The 25,539-nt window shown below is 71.4% G+C and carries 21 protein-coding genes and 1 tRNA gene; 12 read left to right on the top strand and 10 right to left on the bottom strand.

The annotated features are described in order from the left end of the window. The 5 genes from G3I19_RS09725 to G3I19_RS09705 form a co-directional block, all read left to right on the top strand. A partial coding sequence (locus tag G3I19_RS09725; RefSeq protein ID WP_164262112.1) for an ATP-binding protein occupies positions 1–1,563 on the top strand: 1,563 nt, incomplete at its 5' end. Beyond that, entirely contained in the window at positions 1,553–1,987 is a 435-nt protein-coding gene (locus tag G3I19_RS09720) for a roadblock/LC7 domain-containing protein (protein ID WP_164262110.1), read from the top strand. The genes G3I19_RS09725 and G3I19_RS09720, both read left to right, overlap by 11 nt. 2 nt (positions 1,988–1,989) lie before the next feature. Continuing rightward, positions 1,990–2,361 carry a DUF742 domain-containing protein gene (locus tag G3I19_RS09715; protein WP_164262106.1) on the top strand — a complete coding sequence of 124 codons (372 nt, stop codon included), beginning with the start codon at positions 1,990–1,992 and terminating at the stop codon, positions 2,359–2,361. Beyond that, positions 2,339–2,968 carry an ATP/GTP-binding protein gene (locus G3I19_RS09710; RefSeq protein ID WP_164262104.1) on the top strand — a complete coding sequence of 210 codons (630 nt, stop codon included), beginning with the start codon at positions 2,339–2,341 and terminating at the stop codon, positions 2,966–2,968. The genes G3I19_RS09715 and G3I19_RS09710 overlap by 23 nt, the downstream gene beginning before the upstream one ends. After that, on the top strand, positions 2,965–3,534 hold the full coding sequence (locus tag G3I19_RS09705; protein WP_164262101.1) for a GAF domain-containing protein: 570 nt from the start codon (positions 2,965–2,967) through the stop codon (positions 3,532–3,534). Before G3I19_RS09710 ends, G3I19_RS09705 begins: the two co-directional genes overlap by 4 nt. A 50-nt stretch (positions 3,535–3,584) precedes the next feature. On the opposite strand, the gene G3I19_RS09700 is transcribed toward G3I19_RS09705, so the two are convergent. The 5 genes from G3I19_RS09700 to G3I19_RS09680 form a co-directional block, all read right to left on the bottom strand. After that, positions 3,585–5,468, bottom strand: coding sequence for a DUF2264 domain-containing protein (locus G3I19_RS09700; protein WP_164262098.1), 1,884 nt, complete (start codon positions 5,466–5,468; stop codon positions 3,585–3,587). Positions 5,469–5,544: 76 nt separating this feature from the next. After that, positions 5,545–7,998, bottom strand: a complete 2,454-nt coding sequence (locus tag G3I19_RS09695) for a polysaccharide lyase 8 family protein (RefSeq protein ID WP_164262094.1) — start codon at positions 7,996–7,998, stop codon at positions 5,545–5,547. A gap of 35 nt (positions 7,999–8,033) precedes the next feature. After that, entirely contained in the window at positions 8,034–9,455 is a 1,422-nt protein-coding gene (locus tag G3I19_RS09690; RefSeq protein ID WP_164262091.1) for a M60 family metallopeptidase, read from the bottom strand. 203 nt (positions 9,456–9,658) lie between these two features. Further along, positions 9,659–10,753, bottom strand: coding sequence for a LacI family DNA-binding transcriptional regulator (locus G3I19_RS09685; RefSeq protein ID WP_164262129.1), 1,095 nt, complete (start codon positions 10,751–10,753; stop codon positions 9,659–9,661). Between the two features lie 62 nt (positions 10,754–10,815). Beyond that, entirely contained in the window at positions 10,816–11,802 is a 987-nt protein-coding gene (locus G3I19_RS09680; RefSeq protein ID WP_203599382.1) for a hydroxyacid dehydrogenase, read from the bottom strand. 340 nt (positions 11,803–12,142) lie between these two features. On the opposite strand from G3I19_RS09680, the gene G3I19_RS09675 reads away from it, so the two are divergent. From G3I19_RS09675 to G3I19_RS09655, 5 genes are all read left to right on the top strand, one after another. After that, positions 12,143–13,144: an ABC transporter permease subunit gene (locus tag G3I19_RS09675; protein ID WP_164262086.1), complete on the top strand. Its 1,002-nt coding sequence runs from the start codon at positions 12,143–12,145 to the stop codon at positions 13,142–13,144. Positions 13,145–13,229: 85 nt separating this feature from the next. Beyond that, entirely contained in the window at positions 13,230–14,090 is an 861-nt protein-coding gene (locus tag G3I19_RS09670) for a carbohydrate ABC transporter permease (RefSeq protein WP_164262126.1), read from the top strand. A gap of 83 nt (positions 14,091–14,173) precedes the next feature. Beyond that, positions 14,174–15,853, top strand: coding sequence for an extracellular solute-binding protein (locus G3I19_RS09665; protein ID WP_203599377.1), 1,680 nt, complete (start codon positions 14,174–14,176; stop codon positions 15,851–15,853). Continuing rightward, the gene (locus G3I19_RS09660; protein ID WP_164262081.1) at positions 15,850–17,310 is read left to right on the top strand and encodes a M1 family metallopeptidase; all 1,461 of its coding nucleotides are present in this window, start codon (positions 15,850–15,852) and stop codon (positions 17,308–17,310) included. The genes G3I19_RS09665 and G3I19_RS09660 overlap by 4 nt, the downstream gene beginning before the upstream one ends. Continuing rightward, the gene (locus tag G3I19_RS09655; RefSeq protein ID WP_164262078.1) at positions 17,307–19,529 is read left to right on the top strand and encodes a right-handed parallel beta-helix repeat-containing protein; all 2,223 of its coding nucleotides are present in this window, start codon (positions 17,307–17,309) and stop codon (positions 19,527–19,529) included. Before G3I19_RS09660 ends, G3I19_RS09655 begins: the two co-directional genes overlap by 4 nt. A gap of 76 nt (positions 19,530–19,605) precedes the next feature. On the opposite strand, the gene G3I19_RS09650 is transcribed toward G3I19_RS09655, so the two are convergent. Continuing rightward, a complete protein-coding gene (locus G3I19_RS09650; protein ID WP_164262075.1) occupies positions 19,606–20,502 on the bottom strand; it encodes a transketolase in 897 nt (298 codons plus the stop codon). A 51-nt stretch (positions 20,503–20,553) separates the two neighbouring features. Beyond that, a complete protein-coding gene (locus G3I19_RS09645) occupies positions 20,554–21,228 on the bottom strand; it encodes a transketolase (RefSeq protein WP_164262072.1) in 675 nt (224 codons plus the stop codon). Positions 21,229–21,364: 136 nt separating this feature from the next. Here G3I19_RS09645 and G3I19_RS09640 point away from each other — a divergent pair. Then, positions 21,365–21,438: transfer RNA gene (locus G3I19_RS09640), tRNA-Pro, on the top strand. A gap of 134 nt (positions 21,439–21,572) precedes the next feature. After that, positions 21,573–22,433 carry a class I SAM-dependent methyltransferase gene (locus G3I19_RS09635; protein WP_203599376.1) on the top strand — a complete coding sequence of 287 codons (861 nt, stop codon included), beginning with the start codon at positions 21,573–21,575 and terminating at the stop codon, positions 22,431–22,433. Positions 22,434–22,530: 97 nt separating this feature from the next. Here the strand turns inward: G3I19_RS09635 and G3I19_RS09630 are convergent, their stop codons facing one another. The 3 genes from G3I19_RS09630 to G3I19_RS09620 all read right to left on the bottom strand — a co-directional run bounded on the left by G3I19_RS09630 (position 22,531) and on the right by G3I19_RS09620 (position 25,517). Then, positions 22,531–23,604, bottom strand: a complete 1,074-nt coding sequence (locus G3I19_RS09630; RefSeq protein WP_203599375.1) for a hypothetical protein — start codon at positions 23,602–23,604, stop codon at positions 22,531–22,533. A gap of 102 nt (positions 23,605–23,706) precedes the next feature. Then, positions 23,707–24,663, bottom strand: a complete 957-nt coding sequence (locus G3I19_RS09625; RefSeq protein ID WP_164262069.1) for a hypothetical protein — start codon at positions 24,661–24,663, stop codon at positions 23,707–23,709. A gap of 98 nt (positions 24,664–24,761) precedes the next feature. After that, a complete protein-coding gene (locus tag G3I19_RS09620) occupies positions 24,762–25,517 on the bottom strand; it encodes a TetR/AcrR family transcriptional regulator (protein ID WP_164262067.1) in 756 nt (251 codons plus the stop codon). Positions 25,518–25,539: the final 22 nt, after the last annotated feature.

The raw sequence follows: 25,539 nt of genomic DNA, 5'->3' as shown, positions 1-25,539 counted from the left end.
CAGGCCGACCTGCGGGCCGTGGTCGACCGGCTCGCCAGAGGGGAGGCACCGCCCGGCGGAGGGGGCGGTACCGCCGGGCCGCCCCGGGGCGACGCCTTCGACCTGCTCGCCCTGGAACTGAGCCGCGCCCAGGAGGCGGCCGTGGAATCCGTGGTGCGCGCCGCGCGCATCGCACCGCCCGCGGTGACCACGGTCGACGAACAGAAGGTCGAGGTCTTCGTCAATCTCGCCCGGCGCCTCCAGTCGCTGGTGCACCGGGAGATCCAGCTGCTCGACGAGCTGGAGAACCAGGTCGAGGACCCCGAACTGCTCAAGGGGCTCTTCCAGGTCGACCATCTGGCCACCCGGATCCGCAGGCACGCCGAGAACCTCGCGGTGCTCGGCGGCGCCATCTCCCGGCGCCAGTGGTCCAATCCGGTCTCCCTGACCGAGGTGATGCGCTCCGCCGTCGCCGAGGTCGAGCAGTACCCGCGCGTCAAACTGGTGCCGCCGGTGGACGGAACACTGCGCGGCCACGCCGTCGCCGACGTCATCCATCTGCTGGCGGAACTGGTCGAGAACGCCACGGTGTTCTCCGCCCCGCACACCCAGGTGCTGCTGCGCGCCCAGCACGTCACCGCCGGACTCGCCGTCGAGGTCGAGGACCGGGGCCTCGGTATGTCGGTCACCGAGACGGACCGGATGAACGCCCTGCTGGCCGAGCCCGACCAGGTCAATGTGGGCCATCTGCTCCAGGACGGACGGATCGGCCTGTACGTCGTGGCCGCGCTGGCCCGCAGGCACGGTGTCTCGGTCCGGCTGCAGGCCAATATCTACGGGGGAGTCCAGGCCGTACTGGTCCTGCCCGCAGCGCTGCTCGGCGCCGACGAGGCCGGACTCCAGCCACCGACGGCCGCACGCACCTCCCAGACCCACCAGGTCCCTCCGGCCCACCAGGTCCCGCACATCCCGCAGGCCCGCCAGGAGGACCCGCTCGGGCCGGGACCGGGACCGGGGGCGGGGGCGGCGGACGCGCCGCTTCGGCAGTTCCCGCAGCAAGCGCCCGTGCCGGCCACGCCGCCGACCCCGCAGGAGTCCCCCCGGCCGCTTCCCGTACGGGAGCCGCAGGCCGAGCGGCCCAATCCGGCCGCAGCCCTCCCGGGCGCCCACCACGGGCCGCCGCCGGACACCGGCGCGCCGGCCGGCAGCGAGCGGTACGACAGTGCGCGGTACGACAGCGAGCGATACGACAGTGCGCGGTACGACACCGGGCCCGTCCCGCTGATCTCGCCCGCCGACCGCCCCGATCTGCCCCGGCGCCGGAGCCAGCAGCATCTGGTCCCGCAGCTCAAGGACGCGCCCGCACCCCGGACGGACGAGGAGCACCCGGCCGTCCACGATCCGGGCCTGATGGCCGCCTTCCAGCGCGGCATCAGCCTCGCCGAGGCGGAGCCCGAGCCCCACGGCCTCCCCCGGGACTTCCCCCACGACCTCTCCGCACCCGACCTCCCCACACACGGCCTCACCACGAACGACCTCTCCAAGCACGACCTCTCCAAGGAGGAGATGCACCATGGCGAGTGAAGCGCCGACCGCGCATGTGTCCGATCTCGACTGGCTGCTGAGCGGCCTGGTCCAGCGCGTCCCATTCACCCGCAACGCCGTCCTGCTGTCCGCCGACGGGCTGGTGAAGTCCGTGCACGGCCTGGACGCCGACAGCGCCGACCACATGGCGGCCCTCGCCTCCGGTCTCTACTCCCTCGGCCGCAGCGCCGGAGCGCGCTTCGGCGACAGCGGAGAAGTACGGCAGGTGGTGGTCGAACTCGACTCCACCCTGCTGTTCGTCTCCACCGCAGGTTCGGGCACCTGTCTCGCCGTTCTCGCCGGGCGCGAGACGGATGCGGCCGTCCTCGGATACGAGATGGCCATGCTGGTGAAGAGCGTGCGGCCCTATCTGGTGACTCCGGCCCGCAGCCGGGTCGGCGCATCGAGCGCCACGGGGCGCTGAACGTGCCCTTCCAGCAGGACAGCCCATGGCTGGACGAGGCGGCCGGCCGGCTGATCCGCCCGTACGCCGTGAGCAACGGCCGCACCCGCCCCACCGCCCAACTCGACCTGCTCTCCCAGGTGATGGCGACCGGGGCGCCGCTCCCGGCACACCTCGGGCCCGAGCACGCCCAGACGCTCGGGCTGAGCGAGCGGCCCACTTCGGTGGCGGAGATCGCGGCCCATCTGCGGCTGCCCGTCGTCATCGCCAAAGTCCTGCTCTCGGACCTGATGGACAGCGGGGCGGTCACCACGCGCGCGCCCCGGCCCGACGAAGACCCCACCGACCTTTCCTTGCTGGAGGCAGTGCTCGATGGCCTACGACGACGGCTCTGATCTCTTCCCCACCGCGCTGAAGATCCTCGTCGCGGGCGGGTTCGGGGTCGGCAAGACGACCTTCGTGGGGGCGGTCAGCGAGATCTCACCGCTGAGCACGGAGGAGATGCTCACCCAGGCCGGTGAGCAGACGGACAGCCTGGAGGGGGTCGAGTCCAAGTCCACGACCACCGTCGCCATGGACTTCGGCAGGATCACCCTCGACCAGCACCATGTGCTCTATCTCTTCGGCACACCCGGCCAGGAGCGCTTCTGGTTCATGTGGGACGAGCTCTCCGCCGGAGCGCTCGGCGCCGTGGTGCTCGCCGACACCCGCCGCCTCGCCGAGTGCTTCGGCGCGATCGACTTCTTCGAGCAGCGCGGCATCGGATTCATCGTCGCCGTCAACGAGTTCGACGGGGCGTTCCGCTACGGGGCGGACGAGGTCAGGGCGGCGCTCGACCTCAGGGCGGATATCCCCGTGGTGCTGTGCGACGCCCGTATCGCCAGTTCGGGAATCCGCACCCTGGTCACTCTCGTAGGCCATCTGCTCGACACCGCGCCGGAGGCCGGACCCGAACCGGGCCCGGTGGCGGACCAGGTCACCACCCAGGGAGTCCACCCATGACGTACGACCCGACAGGGCGGCTGCTGCTGACCCCCGTCGACCGGGACGCGCCCGTCCGGGCCAGGCGGCTGCGCAGACTCGGCCTCGGGCAACACCCCGACCCGGTCTTCGACGCGTTCGCCCGGCGGCTCGCCGAGGCGACCGGGGCGCCGTACTCGCTGGTCAACTTCATCGACGAGAACCGGCAGTTCTTCGCGGGGCTGCACACCCCGGCCGGTACGCACTCGGGCAGCGACCTGAGCGCGGTGGCCGCGGCCTGTGGGATCAACCGTGTGATGGCCCGCGACCACGGTTACTGCCCGCATGTGGTCGCCCGCCGCAAGGCGCTCGTCCTGGAGGACGTCTGCGACTATCCGCGGTTCGCCGGGAATCCCGTGGTCGACGAGATCGGCATCCGCTCCTATCTGGGCGCGCCCCTCATCGACCGTACGGATACCGCACTCGGCGCGGTGTGTGTCGTGGACACCGTGCCGAGGCAGTGGGGGCTCACCGGTCTGCAGACCATCAAGGCGGCGGCCGCCGAGCTGGTCGCGCAGATCCACCACCGGGAGGATGCCGGGCTCTGACGCCGGGCTTCCGGCGCCGGGTTCCGACGTCCTGGCGAAGGGCGGCGCGGTCAGGCGGTCACGGTCGTCCCGTCCGGGAACACCAGCTCGACCGCGCCGTCCCCGGCCGCGCCATCCCCGACTGTGACCGTGATCGACTCCTGCAGCGCCGCGGGGTGCACCGAGTCCCGGGACAGGGCGACCAGGCTGACGTGCACGGTCCGCCCGCCGGGGTGTCCTGCGCGGCTCAGAACCGGAGTCGCGGAGTGCGGGCCGTACGCGTTGGCCTGCACATTCCGGGCGACCGCCGCATCCGCCGGGTCCCAGCCGTACAGCCCGACCAGCGCGCTGGTCAGACCGTCCGCCGTCCGGGCCAGCGCCCACCCGCCGCCCTCGTCGGACAACGGGCGTTCCCGGGCGGCCACCGGATGGCCGCCCTCGCGTACGGTCACGCCCTGCTCGGCGTCCACCCGGTGCACCCGGATCTCCCAGGGGCCGTGCAGCACACTGGTCGTCTCCACCCGGACCCCGGCGTCCTCGTACCAGGAGGACGCCGTCCGCCCCTCGCAGGCCAGCCGGTTGATGCGCCGCCGCCGCGACGGCACCCCGTCCGGGCCGACCACCGCGAGATGGTTGTCCACGGCCCGCTCCCACGCATGCGGCGCCGACTCGGGCGCGGTGGCCGTCGAGTAGCCGAACGTGGCGTAGTGCGGGTCGTCCGCCGCGTCGCCCTGCGGCGGGTTGTGGTCGCTCCCGTGGTTGACGAGCCGGACGATGCCGTCGTGCCGGGTCCCGTGCAGCAGCCAGCCCGGTGCGGGCAGCGCGGTGTACTGGTCCGACTCCTCGACGGCCAGGGCCTGTTCGCGCTCCGTCCAGGCGGGGTGCCCGGCCGGCAGCAGCAGCCCCAGAAAGCCCTTGGACGCCCAGTACGGGGACGCGGGACCCGAGTACGGCTGGGTGGTGGGCAGGAAGGTGTCGTACCAGCCGAGCGTGAGCAGCCCGCGCTCGTCGGGCACCCCGCGCTCCGCGAAGTGCCGCATGGTGCCCGACGCGAGACGGCGGGTACGGCCGGGGGAGAGCGGGGTGCAGTCGGCCAGCGCGCCCATCCAGACCGGGGCGAGCGCCGCGTACCGGTAGGTGAGGGAGCGGCCCTGGTGCACGGGCGCGCCGTCCGTGCCGAAGAAGTGCTGGTAGCCGTCGAGGAACTGGCGGAGCCGCTCCCGGTAGACCTGGGTGCGCCCGGTGTCCGGATCCTCACCGGCGATCCGGGACCAGAGCAGCGGGTACAGATGCAGCGCCCAGCCGATGTAGTAGTCGAAGTTCTGCCCGTCGCCGTCGGTGTACCAGCCGTCGCCGACGTACCAGTCCTCGATCCGGTCCAGACCTCCGTCGATGTCGGACTGGCTGTACGGGGCGCCGACCGAGGCGAGGAACTGCTCGGACACCACCTGGAACAGCCGCCAGTTGTTGTCCCAGGTGCGGCTCCCGACGAAGCCGGAGAACCAGTCCACGACCCGCTCCTGGACGCGGGTGTCGAGCTTGTCCCAGATCCAGCGGCGGGTCTCGTGCAGCGCCACGGCGACCGACGCCGCCTCCACCATCTGCTGCGAGCACTCGGTCAGCCTCGGCCAGGCTTCGCGGGACGCCGGATCGGTGCCGGTGGCCAGGCCCCGCGCGTACCGCTCCACGAGACGCGGATCCGCCGCGTCGCCCGCCCCCGCGATCCGGAACGCGGCGAGCAGGAAGGAGCGCGCGAACCCTTCGAGGCCGTCCGACACCACCCCCGACCAACTGCCGCGCCCCGGCAGCCGGTACTGCGCGAAACCGGGGGTCGCATACGGCACGAGACCGTCGAGCAGCCGGTCGGCGAGCGTCTCCCAGTGGGCGCGCGTCCAGCCGGTGCGTGAGGAGAGGAGCCGGTCGGTCGGGGGCAGATCGAGGAAGGGCGGGGTCATCGGGGCGGTGCTCCTGGGCTGTGGGATGTGTGCCGGTGCCGGCGGGGCGGGCCCGCCGGCACCGGTCGGACGGGCGTCAGCGGAGTTCGGCGGTGTGCGTATGGCCGCGCGAACCGGCCACCGCGACGGTGAGGACCGGGCGGCGGCCGGTGGTGACGGTCACCGTGGGGTCGGCGTGGACCACCTCCCGTACCCGGAAGGGCAGTTCGAGCGTCACGGCCTGCCGGCCGTGCCCGGGGTCGGCGACCGCGACCGACACACCCCCGCCGTGCCGGCGCAGCAGAACCGACGCCGGGCCGCTGGAGGTGAGGCCCGCCGCGGTCCCCGGCCGCCAGAAGGTGGCAGCGGTCAGCCCCGTCCTGGCCACCTCGACCAGCTGCACCGTGGCGTTGTTGGCCACGATCCGCACCGGCCGGGTGTGCGCCTGGACCGCGGTGGCGGCCGGGGACGCACCGGGCAGCAGGATGTAGGCGTACGAGGCGTCGGCGGGGGAGACTCCGTGGTCGAGCCAGAGCGTCGCGTACCTGCGGGTGACCGGCGTGGTGGAACCGGCGGTGTCCGCACCGGTGTCGAGATCGCTCCAGCGGCCGGTGCGCTCCTCCCGCAGCGCGTGCAGTGAGGTGTCCGGCGAAGGGAACACATACCCGCCGACACCGTCCAGATGGGCCCACCGGGCGCCGTGGAACGTCCTGTTCCAGCCCGGCCCCGACGGCTGGTGCTCGCCGTCGACGGTCAGCCGCCGCTCGCCCGACGTGTGCAGATTGCGGTTCTCCACGACGGTCTCGACCGTGCGGCCGTCGCTCGCGCTGATACCGGCCCCGAGCGCGATCACCGCGTTGTCGACGAGGAACCACGACTTGCGGGCCGTCAGCGTGCTGCCCTGCGCCGCCAGCTCCATGGCGGCCGCGCCGTACCGCCCGTCGAGGACGGCGCCGCCCGCCACGGTGTTACCCGGCAGGTAGGTCCCGGTCCCCGCGCCGGGTGTGATGTCCGCGCGCCGCCGGGTGTCCACGGTGGTTCCGGGCAGCCGGTAGGGGTCGACGGTCGGCCAGAAACCGTCGCCGAACTGGCCCAGGTCGTCGCCGGTGTAGAGGTACGTCATGCCGTCACCGGTGTACCAGCCGTGCAGGTTCTCGCCGTTGCCCGCCTCGTACGCCGCGATCCGCTTCGAGGACAGGGCGAGCGCCAGGGACCAGCCGGGCCGCCGGTGCACCACCCGGTCCATGTCCGCGAAGACATGGTGACCGGTCGCCCGGTCCGCAGCGACGACGCTCCGGTCCGCGAGCAGCTCCTTGGCGAGCGCGACCTGCGGAATCCCGACAAGGCCCAGGTAGGGGTCGGTGCGGTTGCGCTCGATCCAGCCCTTGACCGCAGACCGCCAGCCGTCCGCGACGGAGTCGGGCGCGGCACTGGCCAGCAGCAGAATCGCCGAGATGGCCGCGGCGCCGTCGGTGTGGTCGGCGGCACGCTCCCGCGAGATCGCCCGCCCGCGCACCGCGTCCATCATCAGCCCGTCGAAGATCACCGGAGAGAAGGTCTTGGTGACCGCCTCGTACATCACGGAGATATGCGGATCGCTGACCGCCCAGGGCGAACCCGCGAGCAGCGCGCTCAGATACGCGGCCCCGGCCAGCAGCACCGTGCCGTACGAGCCGGTGTACGCCACCGTGTCGTGCTGGACGAACGAGCCGTCCGCGTAGAAGCCGTCGCCCGAAGTGACGGTCTGGAAAAGGCTGTTGAGCCCCCTGTCGCGTACGTCGGAGAGGCCGTCACGGGCCAGCGCGACCTTCGCCGGGTCCTGGGCGAGCAGCCCGTGCAGCGCCACGATGACGGCCTTGTCGGACCGGTTGGCGCCGGTCTCGGCCAGCGACGGGGAGTTGGTGCGGCGGTCCGGATCCGGCGCGAACTTCCCGACGCTCGCCAGCTGGGCCGTCAGGTCGGCGGCGGGGATCCGGGACCTGAGGAGCACACAGCAGTCCAGCAGCGCGCGCGGCGCCCCGATCTCCCAGAACCACCAGTTGCCGCTCTCGGGCCTGTCCGGGTTGTACGCCGTGTCGTGCAGGAAGCGCAGCGCGGACACCAGCGCGTCCGCCACCTCGTCCTTCCCGCTCAGCGCGGCGCCGGTGGTCGCCCAGGCGGTCGCGAGGGTCCGCAGCCGGGTGTAGCTCTGGCTGAACATCCCCGGGTCCGTCACCGGGACGTAGTCGGGCCACAGCGCGGTCCGTCCTTCGCTGCGGTCAAGACGCTGCCAGAAGTCGGCGGCCGTGGTGTCGAGTGTCTTCAGCGCGGCGGCGAAGTCGGGGTCGGCGGGGTCGAAACCGCCCCCGGTGATGAGCTGTTCGGCGCGGGCCAGCGCGGTCTCGTAGACGTCGGCCGCGTCGGCGGCCTGAGCGGTGGCGGCGGGGGATACGGGCGCGGCGGCGCGCGCCGTTCCCGCGCCCGCGGTCCCGGTGACGACCGGCACGACGACCGACGCGGCCCCGGCGGCCAGGAGCGTTCTCCTGCTGAGCGCGGAATGGGGCTGATCCATGGCGGTTCCCTTCGGTTCCGGAATCGGGGGCGGTGTCAGTCGCTCAGCGAGCTGGGGTCGACGGACGGTTCGGGCAGCCGCAGCGCGGCGATCTCGGCGATCCCGGTGGCATCGATGGGGAAGGCCCATTTCCGTACGAAGAAGTCCGTCAGGTCGTACCCCGCGACCCTGCTCGCGTAGGTGGACAGCGCCCGGTACTGCCTGGCCTCCACGGCCGGGTCGTGGTCGTAGTCCTCGACCGGCGCGTCGTGCTGGTGCTCGGTGCGGACCAGCTGGTGCAGCCTCGGCCAGAAGTCGTCACCGAAGGCCAGTTCCAGCTGGCGCAGCGGCACCAACTGCTCGTACGGGCCGAACGTCGTCTCGTACGCGATGCCGGGCGCGCCGACCTTGGGCGCCGCCGACTGGAACCAGTTGAGCCCGGTCGTCGCGTCCTTGGTGAGCAGGTTGGACGGCTGGCCCAGGGTGCGCTGGGCGGCCAGCGAGTAGATGTTGACGGTGACCTCGGTGAGCCCGCCCGCCTGGTAGGCGGCCTGCTGGTTGAGGTGGCCCAGCTCGTGGTAGAGCCCCCAGCCCCGGGTACGCAGCCCGTCGACGGTGCAGAGGCGGTCCATATAGGCGCGCGGGAAGCCGTTGAAACCGTGCCAGGCGTAGGCGCCGACGCCCTTGGGGACGACGCTCACCTCGTTGAAGTGGTAGCGGCCCGCCTTGGGGCGGTTGAGCGGCTTCGGGCCCACCAGGCCGCTGATTCTGTTGTGCGAGTCGATGATGGTGTCGAAGAGCCGCAGCAGCGCCGCGTGGTCCTCACCGCGGTAGAGCAGCGCGCCCTCCCGGGTCAGCGTCAGGATGGTGTGTCCGGTGGTCAGCTCCACCCAGGGCACATCGGTGATGCTGTCCAGCTGCCGCTGGAACTCCGCCTCGCTGGTGCGGCCCAGCTCGAAACCGGCCATCCTCGCTGTGCCGGAGACGAAGGTGACCGCCGCCTGCTGACCGTGGCCGGCGAAACTGAGGTAGAGGGGGCCTCCGTAGACGTCGGAGACGGTGTTGCGCCCGGCCCGCAGCGGGAACACCCGGGGGGCCTTGAGGTCGGGGTTGGTGTTGTAGTCGTCGAAGGTCCCGATGTGCAGGACGGGCAGCGTCCCGTGCCCCGGCCGGATCCGCACCGTGACCTGCTCGCCCGGGGCCGCGTAGCGGCCGGTGGGGATGAACTCGCTGGCGCGCAGCGACCTGTCGAGCCGCAGCCGCTCGGTCTCCGCGCCGGGGAACGCCTCGATCAGCAGGGTGCTGTCGCCCGCACGGGATGCAGGGGACGCGGGGGCTTCGGGGGCTGTGCGGGAGCCGCCGTCCGCCGCAGCGTTCCCGGCGCCGAGCAGGGTGACGGCTCCGGCGCCCGCCAGTGCGGCGAGCGCGGAGCGGCGGCTGACCGCCGAGCCGGTGAGGGGCAGGTGAGCAGGGCGCATCCGGACTCCCAGGGGGCAAGAGGTGGTGGAGTGGCGTACGAACTGCGCGTCAGCATGTAAGCGGTTGCTATCAACCCGCAAGAGGGCCGGGGAAGTTACTGTCTTTTACTATGGCCAACTGGGGACAGGCCGTAAGCAACCGGTCACGCGGCAACCGGTCACGCGGCAGGTGGTCACGCGGCAGGTGGTCGCGGAGCAACCGGTCACGGCCGGCGGCCGCGCGCGGGCGGCGGTGCCACGGAGTCGCGGACCACGAGATGGGTGCCGAGCCGCACGGTTCCGGTGGTCGGCTCCCGCCACTCGTCCTCGTCGCCGCCGGGCACCGCGAGCCGTACGGCCTGGCGTCCCATCTCCTCCAGCGGGATGTGCACGGTCGTCAGCCGGGGCCGCAGCTCCTGCGCCACCGGGATGTCGTCGTACCCCGCGAGCGACATGTCCTGCGGCACCCGGACACCGGCTTCCTCCAGCGCCTGGGCCGCGCCGGCCGCGACGATGTCGTTCGCCGCGAAGACCGCGGTGAAGTCCGGCCCGTCCCGCAGGAGTTCGGCCATCCTGCGGCGCCCGAAGGCGCGGCTGAAGGAGCCGAGCTGCTCCAGCTCCGGATCGCGGGGCACCCCGCGCAGCTCCAGCGCCCGCCGGTGCCCGGCGAGCCGGTCGCGGGTGGTCGAGAGGGCCGGCGGGCCGCCGAGGTAGAGGATCCGCTCATGGCCCTGGGTCAGCAGATGGTCGGTGATGGAGAAGGCGCCGCCCTCGTTGTCGTACTCGACGGCGGCGCCGCGGGTCTCCTGGCCCAGCGGCGGCCGCCCGCACAGCACCAGTTTCGATCCGCCGGACTCCAGATCGCGGGCCCTGCGGCCCAGTTCGGCGGTGTGCGCGCGGTCGGCGACGCTGCCGCCGACGACGACCACGGCGTCGGCTCGCCGCTCGTGCATCAGCTCGATGAAGGCCAGCTCGCGCTTGGGGTCGCCCTGGGTGCAGCAGACCAGGCAGAGGCGTCCGCCGAGGCTTGCCTCCCGCTCCACGCCGCGGGCGATATAGGCGTAGAAGGGGTCGATCAGCTCGTTGACGATGATGCCGACCGTGCGCCCCGACACCCCGGCCAGCGCACGGGCGTGCGCGTTGACGACATAGCCCAGCTCGCGCATCGCCTCCTCGACCCGCTCCCGGGTCGCGGCGGCGACCGGGTAGTTGCGGTTGAGCACGCGCGAGACGGTCGCGGTCGAGACCCCCGCCAGCCGTGCCACGTCCGTGACGGTCGCGCGTCGCCGGCTGTCGGCTGCCGAGGTCTGGCGGCGCATCGGTCCCACCCCCTGGTTGTCGTCCTGTGCCGCTGAGCTTATGGCCTGCGGGGCAGGGCCGTTCATGCGATCCGCTCCAAGTCGGCGAGGTGCACGGGGTGATTGAACGGCAGGCCGCCGGCGTAACGGCAGAGTTCGTCCACGGCGAGCGCTCCGAGCCTGCCGACCTCGTTGCCCTGGGCGCCCGCCATGTGCGGGGTGATGAAGACGTTCGGCAGGTCCCACAGCGGGTGGTCCGGCGGCAGTGGCTCGGGGTCGGTCACATCGAGTACGGCGTCGAGCCGCCCGCTGACCAGGTGTCCGGTGAGCGCCTCGGTGTCGACCAGGCGCCCGCGCGCCGTGTTGACCAGCAGGGTGCCGGGGCGCATCAGCCCGATCCGCCGGGCGTCGAGCAGCTGCCGGGTCGCGGGGGTGTCGGGCGCGTGCACGGTCACCACGTCGCTGGTGGCCATCAGTGTGTCGAGGTCGGTGGAGACGGCCCCCAGCAACTGGGCCTCGGCCGAGCCGACATACGGGTCGTACAGCAGGATGTCCGCGTCGAGCACCCGGAGCAGTTCGATCACCCGGCGGCCGATCCGGGAGGCGCCGATGACGCCGACCGTCAGGCCGTGCGTCCCGATCCAGTGCTGGCGGTCGAGGTCGGCGGCGGTGCGGTGGGTGCGGCGGTCGCGGAAGAGCCGGGCGAACGGGAAGGCGCGCTTGGCGCCCATGATGATCGCCGCCAGGGTGAACTCCGCGACCGGCACCGCGTTCGCGTCGGCCGCGGACGACACGGCGACCCCGCGTTCGTACGCCTCGGGCGCGAGGAACGTCTTGACGGTGCCCGCCGCGTGAATGACGGCCCGCAGCTTCGGCGCCCGCTCAAGGAGCCCGGCGTCGATGGGCGGGCAGCCCCAGCCGGTGAGCAGCACCTCGGCGCCGGCCAGCGCGGCCGTGGCGTCCGGGGAGCCGAACTCCCTGATGACATAGGGCGGATGGAGATCGGCCGACTCCTCGAGACGGGTCCGCACTCGTGGCGGGAAGATGTCGTCGATCAGTCCGGGGTCCATGGCCAGCACGGTGCGAGGGCGCCGCGGGGGCGGGTCCGGCTCGTCCGTACCGGTCTGGGCCGGTGCCTCGTCGGTGGTTCGCACCCTGCCTCCGGACAGTAAACGCGTTCTATTGATGAGCGGCACGCTAGGGAGCCAAGACGCCACACGTCAAGCGATCTGCCTGGCCATCTGACCGGTTTGCGACGCTATTTGAGGACCTTTCGGGGCGATCCCGCCGACAGAAACATCGAGTAACGCAGACGTTTCTCCGGATCTCTTGACGGTGGGGTTAACCGCTTACTACGTTGCGGCGGCAGAAGGCTCGCTCTGCGCCACCCCAGCCGAACAGGACTGCACCATGGCTGAAACAGCACCTCCGATGCCGCTGGACAAGCGGCGCAGGAAGTCCCAAGCACCCTCTCCACCCGTCGTCGCCCAGCACCGGCTGTCCCTGCGGCAGCGGATCAAGCGCGACAAGGTGATGCTGCTGCTGACCCTGCCCGGGCTGCTGTACTTCGTGGTGTTCCACTACATTCCGCTGCTCGGCTACATGGTGGCCTTCCAGGACTACCAGCCGTACCTCGGCTATATGCACAGCGCGTGGACGGGCTTCGCCAACTTCTCCAGCGCCTTCGCCGACCCGGCCTTCTGGTCGGCGACCGTGAACACGGTGGAGATCGCCTTCGTCCAGCTGATCTTCTTCTTCCCGGTGCCGATCGCGCTCGCGCTGCTGCTCAACAGCATCGTCAGCGACAAGCTCCGCCGGTTCATCCAGAGCGTCGTCTATCTGCCGCACTTCATCGGCTGGGTCATCATCGTCTCGATCTTCCAGCAGGTCCTGGGCGGCGCCGGGCTGCTGCCCGACCTCCTCGGCGATCTGGGGCTGCCCCGCTACGACATGATGAGCGACCCCAACGCCTTCCCCTGGCTGATCGCCCTCCAGTCCATCTGGAAGGACGCGGGCTGGGGGACGATCATCATCCTGGCCGCGCTGCTGGGGATCGACAAGCAGCAGTACGAGGCCGCGGCCATCGACGGGGCGAACCGCTGGCGCCGGCTGTGGCACGTCACGCTCCCCGGTATCGCACCGGTGATCATCCTGCTGCTGATCCTGAACCTCGGCCAGATCCTCTCCGTCGGCTTCGAGCAGATCCTGCTCCAGCGCGACGCGGTCGGCCCCGGCTCCGGTGAAGTGCTCGACACCTACGTCTACTACCACGGCATCAAGGACAACCAGTGGGGCATCTCGGCGGCTGTCGGCCTGGTGAAGGCAGTCGTGGGAACCGTCCTCGTCCTGGGCGCGAACAAGTTCGCCCACCGTCTCGGCCACGAAGGGGTGTACCGCGGTGCGGACAGCTGAGAAGTCACCGGCGAAAGCCCCCGTCACGGCAGCGCCGCTCGCGGCCGCGCCCGTGATCAGGCCGTCGGACGGCCGCCCGCCGTGGATGGAGCGGCCGACGCGCCTCGGCCTCACCGGCAAGGGCATCGTCCTGGTCCTGGTCGTGGTCGCCGTGGCCTATCCGCTGCTCGGCGTGATCGGCACGAGCTTCGCCTCGCAGACCGACATCATCAAGTCGACCGGTCTCGTCCTGTGGCCCGACCACCCCACGCTCGACGCCTACCGCACCATCTTCACCGGCGGTGTCGTGTCCCGGGCGCTCCTGGTGAGTGTGGGCATCACCGTCTTCGGCACGGCGGCCAGCCTGCTGGCCACCATCGGCATGGCGTACGGGCTCTCCCGCCGCAATGTCACAGGATCCCGCTTCATCCTGATGACGGCCCTGTTCACCATGCTCTTCAACGCCGGCATCATCCCGAACTTCCTGCTGGTCAACCAGCTCGGCCTCTACAACACCTATGCCGCTCTCGTCATCCCCACCCTGATGAGCGCCTTCAACCTGGTCGTGCTGCGCGCCTTCTTCATGAACCTGCCCGAGGAGCTGTACGACGCGGCGCGCGTCGACGGTGCCGGGGACTTCCGGATCCTGCTCCAGGTCGTCCTGCCGCTCTCCAAGGCGGTCATCGCGGTCGTCGGCCTCTTCTACGCCGTGGCGTACTGGAACGCCTTCTTCAACTCGCTGCTGTACCTCCAGGACTCCGACAAGTGGCCGCTGCCCATGGTGCTGCGCACCTTCGTCCTCCAGGGCCAGAGCCTCAGCGGCGCGGCAGCGGGCGAGAGCGTCGCCCCGCAGGAGGCCGTGCAGATGGGTGTCCTGGTGGTCGCTGTCGTACCGATCCTGCTCGTCTACCCGTTCGTCCAGCGCTACTTCACCAAGGGCGTGCTCACCGGCGCCATCAAGGGCTGAGCAGCCCCGTGGGCCGGGCAACCGGCCCTCGTCGGCCGAGCAGCCCCGCCACCCCCCGGCCTTCCCTCCCTTCTCTCAAGGAGATGTCCGTGCCGAGCTCCACCTCGATCAACCGCAGAGCCCTCTTCCGCATGGGCGCGGGTCTTGGCCTCGGCCTCGCCGCGACCCCGCTGCTCGCCGCCTGCGGCGACGGCGGTACCGCGGCCGAGGCCGAGACCAAGAGCGCGAGCCTGCTGCCGGCCACCGCGGTGCGCAACATCGGCCTCAAGCCCGACCTGCCGGGCACGGCCGCGGGTGTGCCGCAGGCGTTCTACAAGTACCCGGCCACGACACCGCGCGCCACCAAGGGCCAGGTGCTCAAGGGCGCGAAGCCGATATCGGCGGCGATGGAGACCTTCTCGCCGCCCCCTCCGGCGCGCGGCAAGAACGCCGCCTGGCAGGCGATCGAGAAGCTGCTCGGCGGGAAGGTCGACGTCACCGCCGTCCCGACGGACGACTACTCGACCAAGTTCACCACCATGGTCGCCAGCGACACCCTGCCGGACCTCTTCATGTATCCGGAGACCGGCGGCGTCGACAACAAGGCGGCCTTCTTCGCGGCCAAGTGCGCCGATCTGACGCCGTTCCTGGCCGGTGAGAAGATCAAGGACTACCCGAACCTGGCGGCCATCCCGCAGGCGGCCTGGCAGGGCGGCATCTTCGGCGGGAAGCTCTACGGCATTCCGATCTCCCGGATGGGCACCGGCGGCGCGGGCTTCTACCGCCACGACCTCTTCGCCGAGGTCGGAGTCTCCAGCCTCGACGAGATCTCCAGCCTCGACAAGTTCGTGGAGGTCTGCAAGGAGCTGACCCGCCCGAAGAAGGACCAGTACGCCATCATCGCGGGCGCCAACAACCTGCTCGCCATGTCGGCGGGGGCGCCCTGCTACTGGCGGATGGACGCCAAGACCGGCAAGTTCGTGACGGACCTGGAGACGGACGAGTTCCGTCTGGCGATCGACACGGCGCGCAAGCTGTACAAGGCGGGCTGCTACTACCCGGGCACGATCGGTATGTCGGGCGCGCAGAAGTCCCAGTACACCGACATGTTCAAGAACGGCAAGGGCGCCTATGTGTACGACGGGATCCCGTCGTACTACACGCCCAGCACCGGGTACGTGGCGGCGATGGCGGCCGTCGACAAGAAGTTCGACCCCCGGCCCATGACCCCGTTCAGCGACCAGGCCATCGCCTGGATGGACAACGTCGCCCTCCAGAACACGCACATCAAGAAGGCGTCTCCCGAGCGGGTGAAGCAGATCCTCGCGCTCGCGGACTTCGCGGCGTCGCCGTTCGGCAGCGAGGAGTACACCCTCATCATCTACGGCGTCGAGGGCACCGACTTCACCCGCGACGCCAACGGCAACCCGATCCTCACCAAGAAGGGCAGCCAGGACGTCACCGTCCCCTGGAAGATGTTCGCCTCCGCCGTCCCGGCCGTGTTCAGCACGGACACCGAGAAGGGCGTGCGGTACGTCCACGAGGCGTACGCGAAGATGATCCCGGTCATGGAGCAGGACCCGACCCTCAAGGTCTCCTCGCCCACCTGGGACTCCAAGGGCTACGGCAGCCTCTACACCCTCAAGCAGGACGGCCTCAAGGACATCGTGTCCGGCCGCAGGCCCATGTCGTACTACGGCGAGCTGACGAAGGAGTACCTGGCGAAGGGCGGCGAACAGGCCCGCCACGAGTTCGAAGAGGCCGTCCAGAAGGGGAAGAAGTGACCAGTCGACGCACCGTACTCCAGCTCGGCGGCGCCGCGGTGGCGGCCGCCGCGGCCGTACCCGTACTCGGCACCCCCGCCCTGGCCCGCTCCTTCGATCCCGAGCCCGGCTCCAGCGGTGTCGGCGACCCGCTCTTCCCGACCCTCGGCAACGGCGGCTACCAGGTCACCCACTACGACCTGACCTTCGACTTCACCCCGGTGACCTACGACTTCACCGCGGCCGTACGGATATCGGCGGTGGCCACCCAGGACCTGTCCGCCTTCAACCTGGACACCGACGGCCACACCATCGACAAGGTCACCGTCGATGGCCGGGCCGCCCGCTGGGCGCTGTCGGCCGGCAGCAGCGGCCAGGAGCTGACGCTCACCCCGGCCCGCCCCCTGCGCGACGGCAGGCCCTTCACCGTCGAGATCCGCTACCACGGCAACGGCAAGGACAAGCGGCTCGGCCTGAACGGCTGGGTCTTCGGCAGCGAGGGCGGCTTCGCTGCCGCCGTGCAGTCCTCGCGCGCGGACACCTTCCTGCCCTGCAACGACACCCCGTCGTCCAAGGCCACCTGGGCGTTCCACATCAGCGCACCGAAGGGGTATGTGGCGGCCGCCAACGGCGAACTGCTGCACCGGACCCCGCGCGCCGACGGCTCGGCCGTCTGGCACTTCGCGCTCCGCGAGCGGATGCCCACCGAACTGCTCGGCATCGCCGTCGTCAAGGGCACCTATCTGTACGGCAGCAGCCACACCGGGCTGCCGCTGCGCCACATCGTGCCGCAGGGCCACGAGGACACCTACGCGCCGGTCGTCGCGCGCACCGCCGACCATCTCGCCTGGCTGGAGGCGAGGTTCGGGCGGTTCCCGTTCTCCACGTACGGGGTGCACATCTACGACGGCTACACCGACGCGCTGGAGAACCAGACCCTCACCCTCATGGGTACCAACTGGTTCAAGCCCAGCGCCGACGGCAACCCGACGTACGAGAACACCATGGTCCACGAGCTGACCCACCAGTGGTTCGGTGACTCCGTCACCCCGCACGACTGGCAGCAGGCATGGCTCAACGAAGGGCCGGCCACCTACTACGCCGCCGTGTACAGCGAGGAGCGCGGCTGGTCGGTCGTCGCGGACAAGATGAAGGCCGTCTACGGGACGCTCGACGCGGTCCGCGCCGCGGACGGCCCGCCCGGACTGCCCAAGGCGCTGGGCGGCACCAACATCTACGACGGCGGGGCGCTGGTCCTGTACGCGCTCAACCAGCAGGTCGGGCAGCGTACGTTCGACCGGATCATGCGCGAGTGGGTCCGGCGCTTCAAGGACTCGACCTACACCAGCGAGAAGTTCATCCGGCACACCGTCGACGTCACGGGCGACCGGAGCCTGGACCGCTTTCTGCGCGACTGGCTGTTCGGCGCCACCAACCCGCCGATGCCGGGCCACCCCGACTGGAAGGCCGCCGCATGAACCGCCGCACCACCCACCGACCGGCCGGTCACCGGCCCACCGCACGGCGTATCGGCACCGCACTCGCGGCCGTCGCCGCGCTGCTCACCACCGCACCGCTCGCGCAGGCCGCCCGCCCCGCCCACGGCGACACCCTGTACGCGGCCCCGCACGGCGCCGGAGCGTCCTGCACCCACAGCCGCCCCTGCTCCCTGGACGGCGCCCGCGACAAGGCCCGCACACGGCACGGGCAGGACGTGACCGTGCAGCTCGCCGGAGGTACGTACACCCGCGGCGCGGCCCTGAAGCTGACCGCCGCCGACTCCGGCACCACCTGGACGGCCGCGCCCGGCGCCCGCCCCGTGCTGTCCGGCGGCCGTACCGTCACCGGCTGGACGAAGACCTCCGGCGGGGCCTGGACCGCCCGGGTGCCCGACAACATCACCCCGCGCCAGCTCTTCGTCAACGGTGTGCGGGCCACCCCCGCCCGCGGCGCGGCCTGCGCCGCCAGTGTCTGCGACGCGACCAAGACCGGCATGACCGGCGCGAAGGCCACCGGGATCGCCGACTGGAAGCGGCCCACCGACGCCGAAGCCGTCATCAAGGTCCGCTGGCGCAACTACCACTGCCGGATCGCCGGGGTCAGCGGCGACACGATGACCTTCGCCCAGCCCTGCTGGACCAACTCGGCGAGCGGCACCGACCGCACCGGCCCCGCCTGGGACTCCACGGCGGTCGACTCCACGCGCTACTCGGGCGTCGCGTTCTTCGAGAACGCACCCGAACTCCTCGACCAGCCGGGTGAGTTCGTCCACGACTCGGCCACGCACACCCTCACGTACCTGCCGCGCAAGGGCGAGGACATGCGGCGCGCCACGGCCGTCACGCCCGCCACCGAGCAGCTGGTGACGGTCGACGGCGCGCGCGACGTCCGGCTCCGGGGGATCGGCTTCGCGTACGCCGCCTACCATCAGCCGGACACCGACGAGGGCTACGCCGGGATGCAGGCCGGACTCACACTCACCGGAGCCACCGGACCCGTCGATCACTCCGGCCGCTACTACACCAAGCCGTCGGCCGCGCTCACCGTGCACGGCGGCCGCCATGTCACCGTCGACGGGGCGTCGTTCACCCACCTCGGCGGCGCCGGCGCGATCCTCGAAGCCGGCACCAAGGACTCCTCGATCACCCACTCGGACTTCAGTGACCTGTCGTCGGGCGCCGCGTACATCGGCGACACCGATCCGACGCCGGCGCCCGAACTGGCCGGTGAGCGCAACACGTTCGCCTACAACACGGTCACCTGCGCCGCCGTCGAGTACACCGACGCGGCCGCGGTCTGGGCGGGTTACGAAGCCGGACTCACGGTCGACCACAACACCCTCGACCAGCTTCCCTACTCGGGCATCTCGGTCGGCTGGGGCTGGAACCAGCCCGAGGCGCAGAAGTCGGTCCTGCGTGACAACCGGATCACCGACAACCGCATCACCAACGTCATGCAGGTCAAGGACGCCCAGCACGACGGCGGCGCGATCTACACCCAGGGCGCCCAGCCCGGCACGGTGGTCTCCGGGAACTACATCAACCGCTCGGCGTACGGCAACACCGAGCGCGACGGCAACGGCATCTACCTCGACGAGCAGTCCTCGTACATCACCGTCGAGAACAACGTCCTGACCAGGCTCGGCTACAAGTGGGTCTCCAACTGGGCGGACTACGGCATCCAGAACACCGCCCGCGGAAACTGGACCGACACCGACGCGCCCGCCATCGCGGGGACCGGCTCGACCATGAGCGACAACCACACCCGGCTGGAACAGCTCCCGGCGGCGGCACTGAAGATCGCCTCGGCAGCCGGTGCGCACCGCGGCCCCGTCGAGCAGCTCAGCCCCGACCTGGCCCGTAACGGCACCGCCACCCAGTCGTCCACCGACGGCGCCGCCGCCGCACTGGCCATCGACGGGGACACCTCGACCGACACCAGGACACTCTCCGAGCAGGGCTCCTGGTGGCAGGTGGACCTCGGATCCGTGCGGCACGTCGGGCGGATCGAGATCTGGAACGACGCCTCGACCACGACGGCCGACTTCGACGTCCGTACGGACAAGAAGACCGTGCACGTCACCGGCAAGGCGCTGCGGCCCACGGTGCTGGACCTGAACACCCGCACCCGGTACGTGAAGATCCAGCTCACCGGCGCCGGACGGGTCGGCCTCGCCCAGGTCGCCGTCCACCCGTAGCAGGCCCGGATGCCGCCCGGCAGGCCCCCTCCCAGGGGCTTGCCGGGCGGGCCGGGATCCGGGGGAGCGGCGGTCCTCAGGCCAGGAACCCGCTGATGCTCCGGTGCAGCGAGGCGGCGTCCAGGCCGTGCGCGGCGACATGCTCCTCGATCTGCCCGTACCGCCGCAGCTCCGCCCTGCCGACACCGAGGCCGAGCACCCGGTGCGGCCGGTCGGCCAGGGCGTCGTTCGCGGCCGCGGTCGACGTGCCGGCCAGATACGGCTCGACCAGCACCACATCGGCCCGGCCCGGCGCGTCGGTGGCCCGGCGGAGGGCGGCGCCGTCGAAAGGCCGCACGGTCGCCGCGTACAGCACGGTGACGTCCATCCCCTCGGTGGCCGCCAGGACCGCGTCCAGCATCGGCCCGACCGCGATCACCACCCCGCCGCGGCCCTCCCGCACGGTGCGGAACCCGGCTCCTGTGACCTGCCGCGGGTGCTGGTTGGCCTGCAGCGACAGCCGTACGTACACCTTGTCGTCCCCGCGCACCGCGTGGCGCAGCAGGGCCTCCGCCTCGTCGGGGTGACCCGGTACGTGCACGGTCCAGCCGTCGAGCGTGTCCAGGAGCGCCACATCACCCGGCGCCATATGGGTGAAACCGCCGGCGGGCCAGTCGTACGACCCGCCGGCGCTCACCAGTACGGCGCCCACGCCCTGGTGGCCGAAGTCCAGCTTGACCTGCTCGAAGGGGCGCTCGACCAGGAAACTCGCGAAGGTGTGCACGACAGGGCGCAGCCCCGTCAGCGCCATCCCGGCGCCCGCACCGATCAGCAGCTGCTCCCGGATCCCCACATTGACCACCCGGTCGGGGTGGGCGCGTGCGGCGTCGGCGAAACCGTCGCGGGTGATCTCGGCCAGTACGACCGCGACCCGTGGGTCCTCGTCCAGCAGCCGCGAGGTGGTGGCGGCGAAGCGTTCACGCATGTTGTCCATGACAAATCCCTCTCGGAAGATCGTCGGAAGGCAGGGTGTCGGAAGTCCCGCTCAGGCGTTCTTGGGCTCGACACGGGCGACCACGGCGTGCGGACGGCCCGGATGCGGTGCGGTGAACGCCGCGTACAGCTGCTCGTGGTCCCGCCCGTCGACGGTCTCGACCGACCACCCGCCCGCCTCGAAACGGGCCGCGATCCCCCCGGGGGCGCCGTAACTGGCGGACGCGTTGTCGATCACCACGGTGTGCAACTGGTCGAGCCCGGCGGGCCCGGCGTAGGCGATGGCCTCGTGCACCGAGCCCTCGTCCAGCTCGGCGTCCCCGATCAGCACCCACACCCGCGGATCGGTGAGCCCCTGCGCCCGCAGCCCGAGCACGGTCCCCACACCCAGCGGCAGCCCGTGCCCGAGGGACCCGCTGCCGATCTCGGCCCCGGGCACGAGCAGCCGGTCGGGGTGGTGGCCGAGCGGCGATTCGTACGAGCCGAAGCCCGCGAGCAGCTCCTCGGGGAGGAATCCCTTCGCGGCGAGGACCGCGTAGTACGCCATGGGGCCGTGCCCCTTCGACAGCAGAAAGCGGTCGCGGCCGGGCGCCGAGACGGTCTGCGGGGTGACCCGCAGCACCCGGTCGTACAGCACCCAGAGCGCGTCCAGCGTCGAGGTCGCCGCCGGCCCGTGCTTCTCGTCGCCGGTCATGAGGGCCATCAGCCGGTTCAGGTCTGTGTTCATGCGGCCGACGATCCAACATCAAGCGCACTTGAGGTCAAGCGGTCGGCCGGGGGAAACGGGTTCGTGACCACCGGGTGGAGTGCGGTATTGTTTCGGTGCGCGTTCGGCCGGGGAAGCCCCGGGTCCGAAGCGGCACCGGGACGTGGCGCAGCTTGGTAGCGCACTTGACTGGGGGTCAAGGGGTCGCAGGTTCAAATCCTGTCGTCCCGACGGTGCAGTAGGGCTTCGAGCCCAGGTCAGGGCCTCGTATCACTTCGGTGGTACGAGGCCCTCGATCGTTTTCCGGAGCCGTGGGGACCCAGCCCGGCGCCCGTGTCCGGGGCTCGGCGGCCTAGGCTGAACGCATGGCTGATGGGGCGGGACGGGCCGAGCCGTTCGGAGTGTGGGCCACTGCCGTGGGCGTGGCCCGGGTACGTGCGAAGGAGACGGCACGCGAGCAGCCGCTGTTCCGGGACCCGCTGGCGTCGGCCTTCGCCACGGCCGGCGGGATCGGCCCCGGGGTGCCGTCGCTCCCGAGCGCGGACGAGGCGGCCCGACGCCGCCGGCTCGGCGTGGCCTTCTCGATCGTCATCCGGACGAAGTTCCTGGACGATCTGCTGGACCGGGCGGTCACGTCGGGTGTCCGGCAGGTCGTGCTGCTCGGGGCCGGGATGGACAGCAGGGCCTTCCGGATGGACTGGCCTGCGGGGACCCGGCTGTTCGAGGTCGACACGGCCGAACCGCTGGGCTTCAAGGCCGCGGTGCTCCGCCAGGAACAGGCCGTTCCGCGCTGTGAGCGGATCACCGTCCCGGTCGACCTGCGCGATGACTGGCCCGGCGCCCTGGCCGCGGCCGGACACGATCCGGCGCAGCCGACAGTGTGGATCGCCGAGGGGCTGCTGATCTATCTGCCCGATGACGCGGTGCAGTTGCTGCTCGAACGGGTCGGCGAGCTGTCGGCTGCGGGCAGCAGGATGGGCCTGACACTGGCCCCGCGCGGTGTGGTCGACCGCTTCCGCGGGGACGCCGCTCCGGGAGCGGCGGCGTCGATGTGGATCTCGGAGATGCCGGAGGACCCGGTCGGCTGGCTGGACGGCCTCGGCTGGGAGGCGGAGACCTTCACCTTGCGTGAGCGCGCCGAAGCCTACGGACGTCCGGTGCGCACCCCGCCGCAGCAGGACGAGGGCCCCGGCGGGCTGGTCTCGGCGGTGCGCGCGGCGCACTGAGAACGCCGAGGGCCGGCCCCCGCGTGTGACGGGGGCCGGCTCTCTCCGGCCGTCTCTCTTGGTACGGCCCGCTAGCGGACGGCCCGTTCGGCGCCGCTCACGCCCGCTGGGCCACGTCGTACAGCGGCTCGGTGATCGCCGAGCTGAACCGCGGGCCGACGAGGTAGCGGACGCAGTTGTCCTGGGACTCGACCGGGCAGGGGACGCCCGCGCTGTCGAAGAACGCGCTCTGCGTGTTGTCGCCGACCACCGTGCCCACACCGGTCACCGGGTGCAGGCCGGTGATCCGCGGCCCGCCGCTGGAGCCGCCGCCCATAGTGCACGGCAGGCCGAACAGGCCGGGTGGCTCGGGGAATTCGGGCGTACCGGGGTATTCCCTGCCGGTCCCCGAGCAGTACGCGAGACGCTCACCCGTGTACTCGGGGAGGCCCTCGCGCGCGGGGTCGTTGGCGGCGCGCGGGTAGCCGAAGGAGTCGCTGGGCACGTCGCCGGGCTGGTCGAAGCCGATCTCCTGTGCGGCGCCGACCGCATCCTGCAGCTTCTGGCCCCGCTCATTCGGGTTCAGCACGACGAAAGCCTGGTCGTAGGCGTCGTACTTCTCCGCGTGCTGCTGGTCGTTGGCCAGCCAGGTGGCGTCGGCGACGCCCGTACGGCCGACGAATTTGCCGTAGGGCGCCTGGCCGTCGTGGTATCCGGGCACGAACATCTCGTTCGTCGCCCACTGGTTGTTCTCACCCAGCAGGTCGGTGTTGTCCACGCAGTGGCCCGCGGTCACCACCGTGCTCCGGTTGGCGCTCCGGATCACGGTGGCGGTACAGCTGATGTCCTCGCCGTGGTCGGTGAAGAACAGCCGTCCGACGGTCTTCGACAGCGCGTTCCCGGAGGTCCAGGGCGCGCCGTCGGGGCCGCCCGCGGGCGGCTTGCCGGACGCCGGGGTGGTGAGCGCCGCGATGCGCTCCGGTGTCCAGTACTGGAGCACCGCCTGCTGCTGTGCCGCGGTGACCGCCTGCTGGTGGACGGCCACCTGGCCGGCGGCGGGGTGTTCCGCTGCCGGAGCCGGGGCGGCGGCCAGCAGGGACACTCCTGCTGCCGCCGCCACGGCTGCCGCGATGATGTGCCGCGGCGGCGGACGGAACAGGGAACCACGGAAGGGATTCGACAGATATCGCATGGGTCAAAGGGTGCGGGACCGCTGTCAGCTTCTTGTCAGTTTCCTGTCAGCCGGTGATGTCGGCCCGTACGCCTCGACGGAAGGGCGCCGACGGGGCCCGCGTCAGCCCTTGCAGAGCGGCAGGGCCTGTACGTATCCGCCGAGGTTCTCGTCGTCCGTGCCGAGGAGGGCCTCGGTGGTCCCCGGCAGGCACTCCACCCCCTCGATCTTGTGCTGGGGGAAGGTCTTGAGCACGGTCGGTGAGGCTGCCGGCGTGACCCGCACCTGGCCGGTCCCCGACACGGCGACCCGGCCGGCGTCGCTCACCGCGGAGTCGAAGGGGCCGTCGTCGCCCGCGTCCGCCGCCGAACTCACCAGGATCCGGCCGGAGTCGGTCACCGAGATGTCCGAGATATGCCTGGTCTCCTGGTCGGTCGGGTACGCGGCCCGGTACGCCTGGTGGGCCACGCCGCCGAACTGCGCCTGTCCCCACTCGTCGAAGCTGAGGGACGCCGAGTACAGCGTGGCGGGGCGGTCCCGGCCCGCGCCGCGGTCTGCCCACAGGGCGGCGAGGTGGTTGTTACGGGATACCAGTGCGAGGCTCTCGAAGTTGTCGCCCTGGCCGATCGCCGGGAGCGGCGCGTAGTCGAGGACCTTCGCTGTGGAGCCGGTGACCTCGAGGTGGTAGACGATGCCACGGCTGGCGAGCGCCAGATACTCCGATGGCTGCCCCGGGACGGCTTCTACGGCCTCCAGGTCCACGGGCTCCGGCCCGTCCCAGGTGACCGGAGAGACGCGGTCGGAGTCCTTGCGCAGAGTGATCCGGGACAGGCGCTGCTGCCCGGTGTCCTTGTTGTCGTGCACGACCAGGGCGCTCACGCCCGCTCCGTGCGTGGCGTGCCCTTCGTACGCGATGCCGCTGACACCGCTGAGGGCGTCGCCGCCCACCTTCTGCCAGCCGGCCGCCGCGTCCTGCCCGCCGGCCGTGCCGGCCGCTCCGGCCGGGGCGATGCCGAGCGTCGTCAGCAGCGCCGTCGCCGCCGTGAGCCAGACCATCCGCTGCACCATGGGGAGTTTCACTGGGGTTCGCTCGCCTTTCTCTCCGGCAGACGCGAGGTCACGCGTCTGCCGACAGACTATTGATCATGGTGAGCGAAGGGCGGTTCCGGTGCGGCGTTTCAGTCGTCGGACGTGAGGCGGGCCAGCCACTCCCTCAGCAGATGCTGCTCAGCGCCGCTGAGCGTCGTCTGGTCGGGGAGCGTGGCCAGCAGGGCGCGGGCGGCGCCCGCCGGGCCTGCCGTCTGCACGGCCGGCTCGTCGTAGGTCACCGCGGTCACCATGGACTCCCGCAGGGTGGTCAGCAGCGCCGGGTCGCGCCGCTCCTCGGGCAGTGACAGCCAGGTGAGCACCGCGCCGCGCGCCGTGGCGTGGATCAGCGCGGCCGCGAGGTCCTCGTCGACGCGGAGCCAGCCGTCTGCGGCGAGGCGCCTGATGCGGCCCATGAGGATCTTCATGCCGGCCTGGAAGGCGGCCGAGGTGCCCCTGGTGGGCTCGCTGTACATCAGGGTGTAGAGGGCCGGGTTGGCCAGGCCGAACTCGACCGCCAGGTCCCAGCCGGCCCGCAGGCCCTCGATGGGGTCCTTCGGCTCGGGTGCGGCGTGCTCGCCCTGCTTGGTCGCGAGGAAAGTGGCGAAGCCGTACTCCGACACCGCGTCGAGCAGCCCCGCCTTGTCGCCGAACAGCCGGTAGATGGCCGGGGGTTGCAGTCCGGCCGCGACCGCGACCGCGCGGGTGGTGACCGCGTCGCGGCCCTCGCGCGCCAGCAGATCGGCGGCTGCCTCGATGACTCGCTGCCGGGGCTCCTCCCGGTCCGCGGCCGGGGTGGTGGGGTCGACGGCGGTTGCGCCGTCCCTGTCGGATGGGCGTGGTGACATGTGTCAACGATACCGCTGATAC

This window comes from Streptomyces sp. SID10853, assembly GCF_010548145.1.
Classification (GTDB): domain Bacteria; phylum Actinomycetota; class Actinomycetes; order Streptomycetales; family Streptomycetaceae; genus Streptomyces.
The sequence above is the reverse complement of the archived record's forward strand: the minus strand, read 5'-3'. Positions and strand labels throughout refer to the sequence as shown.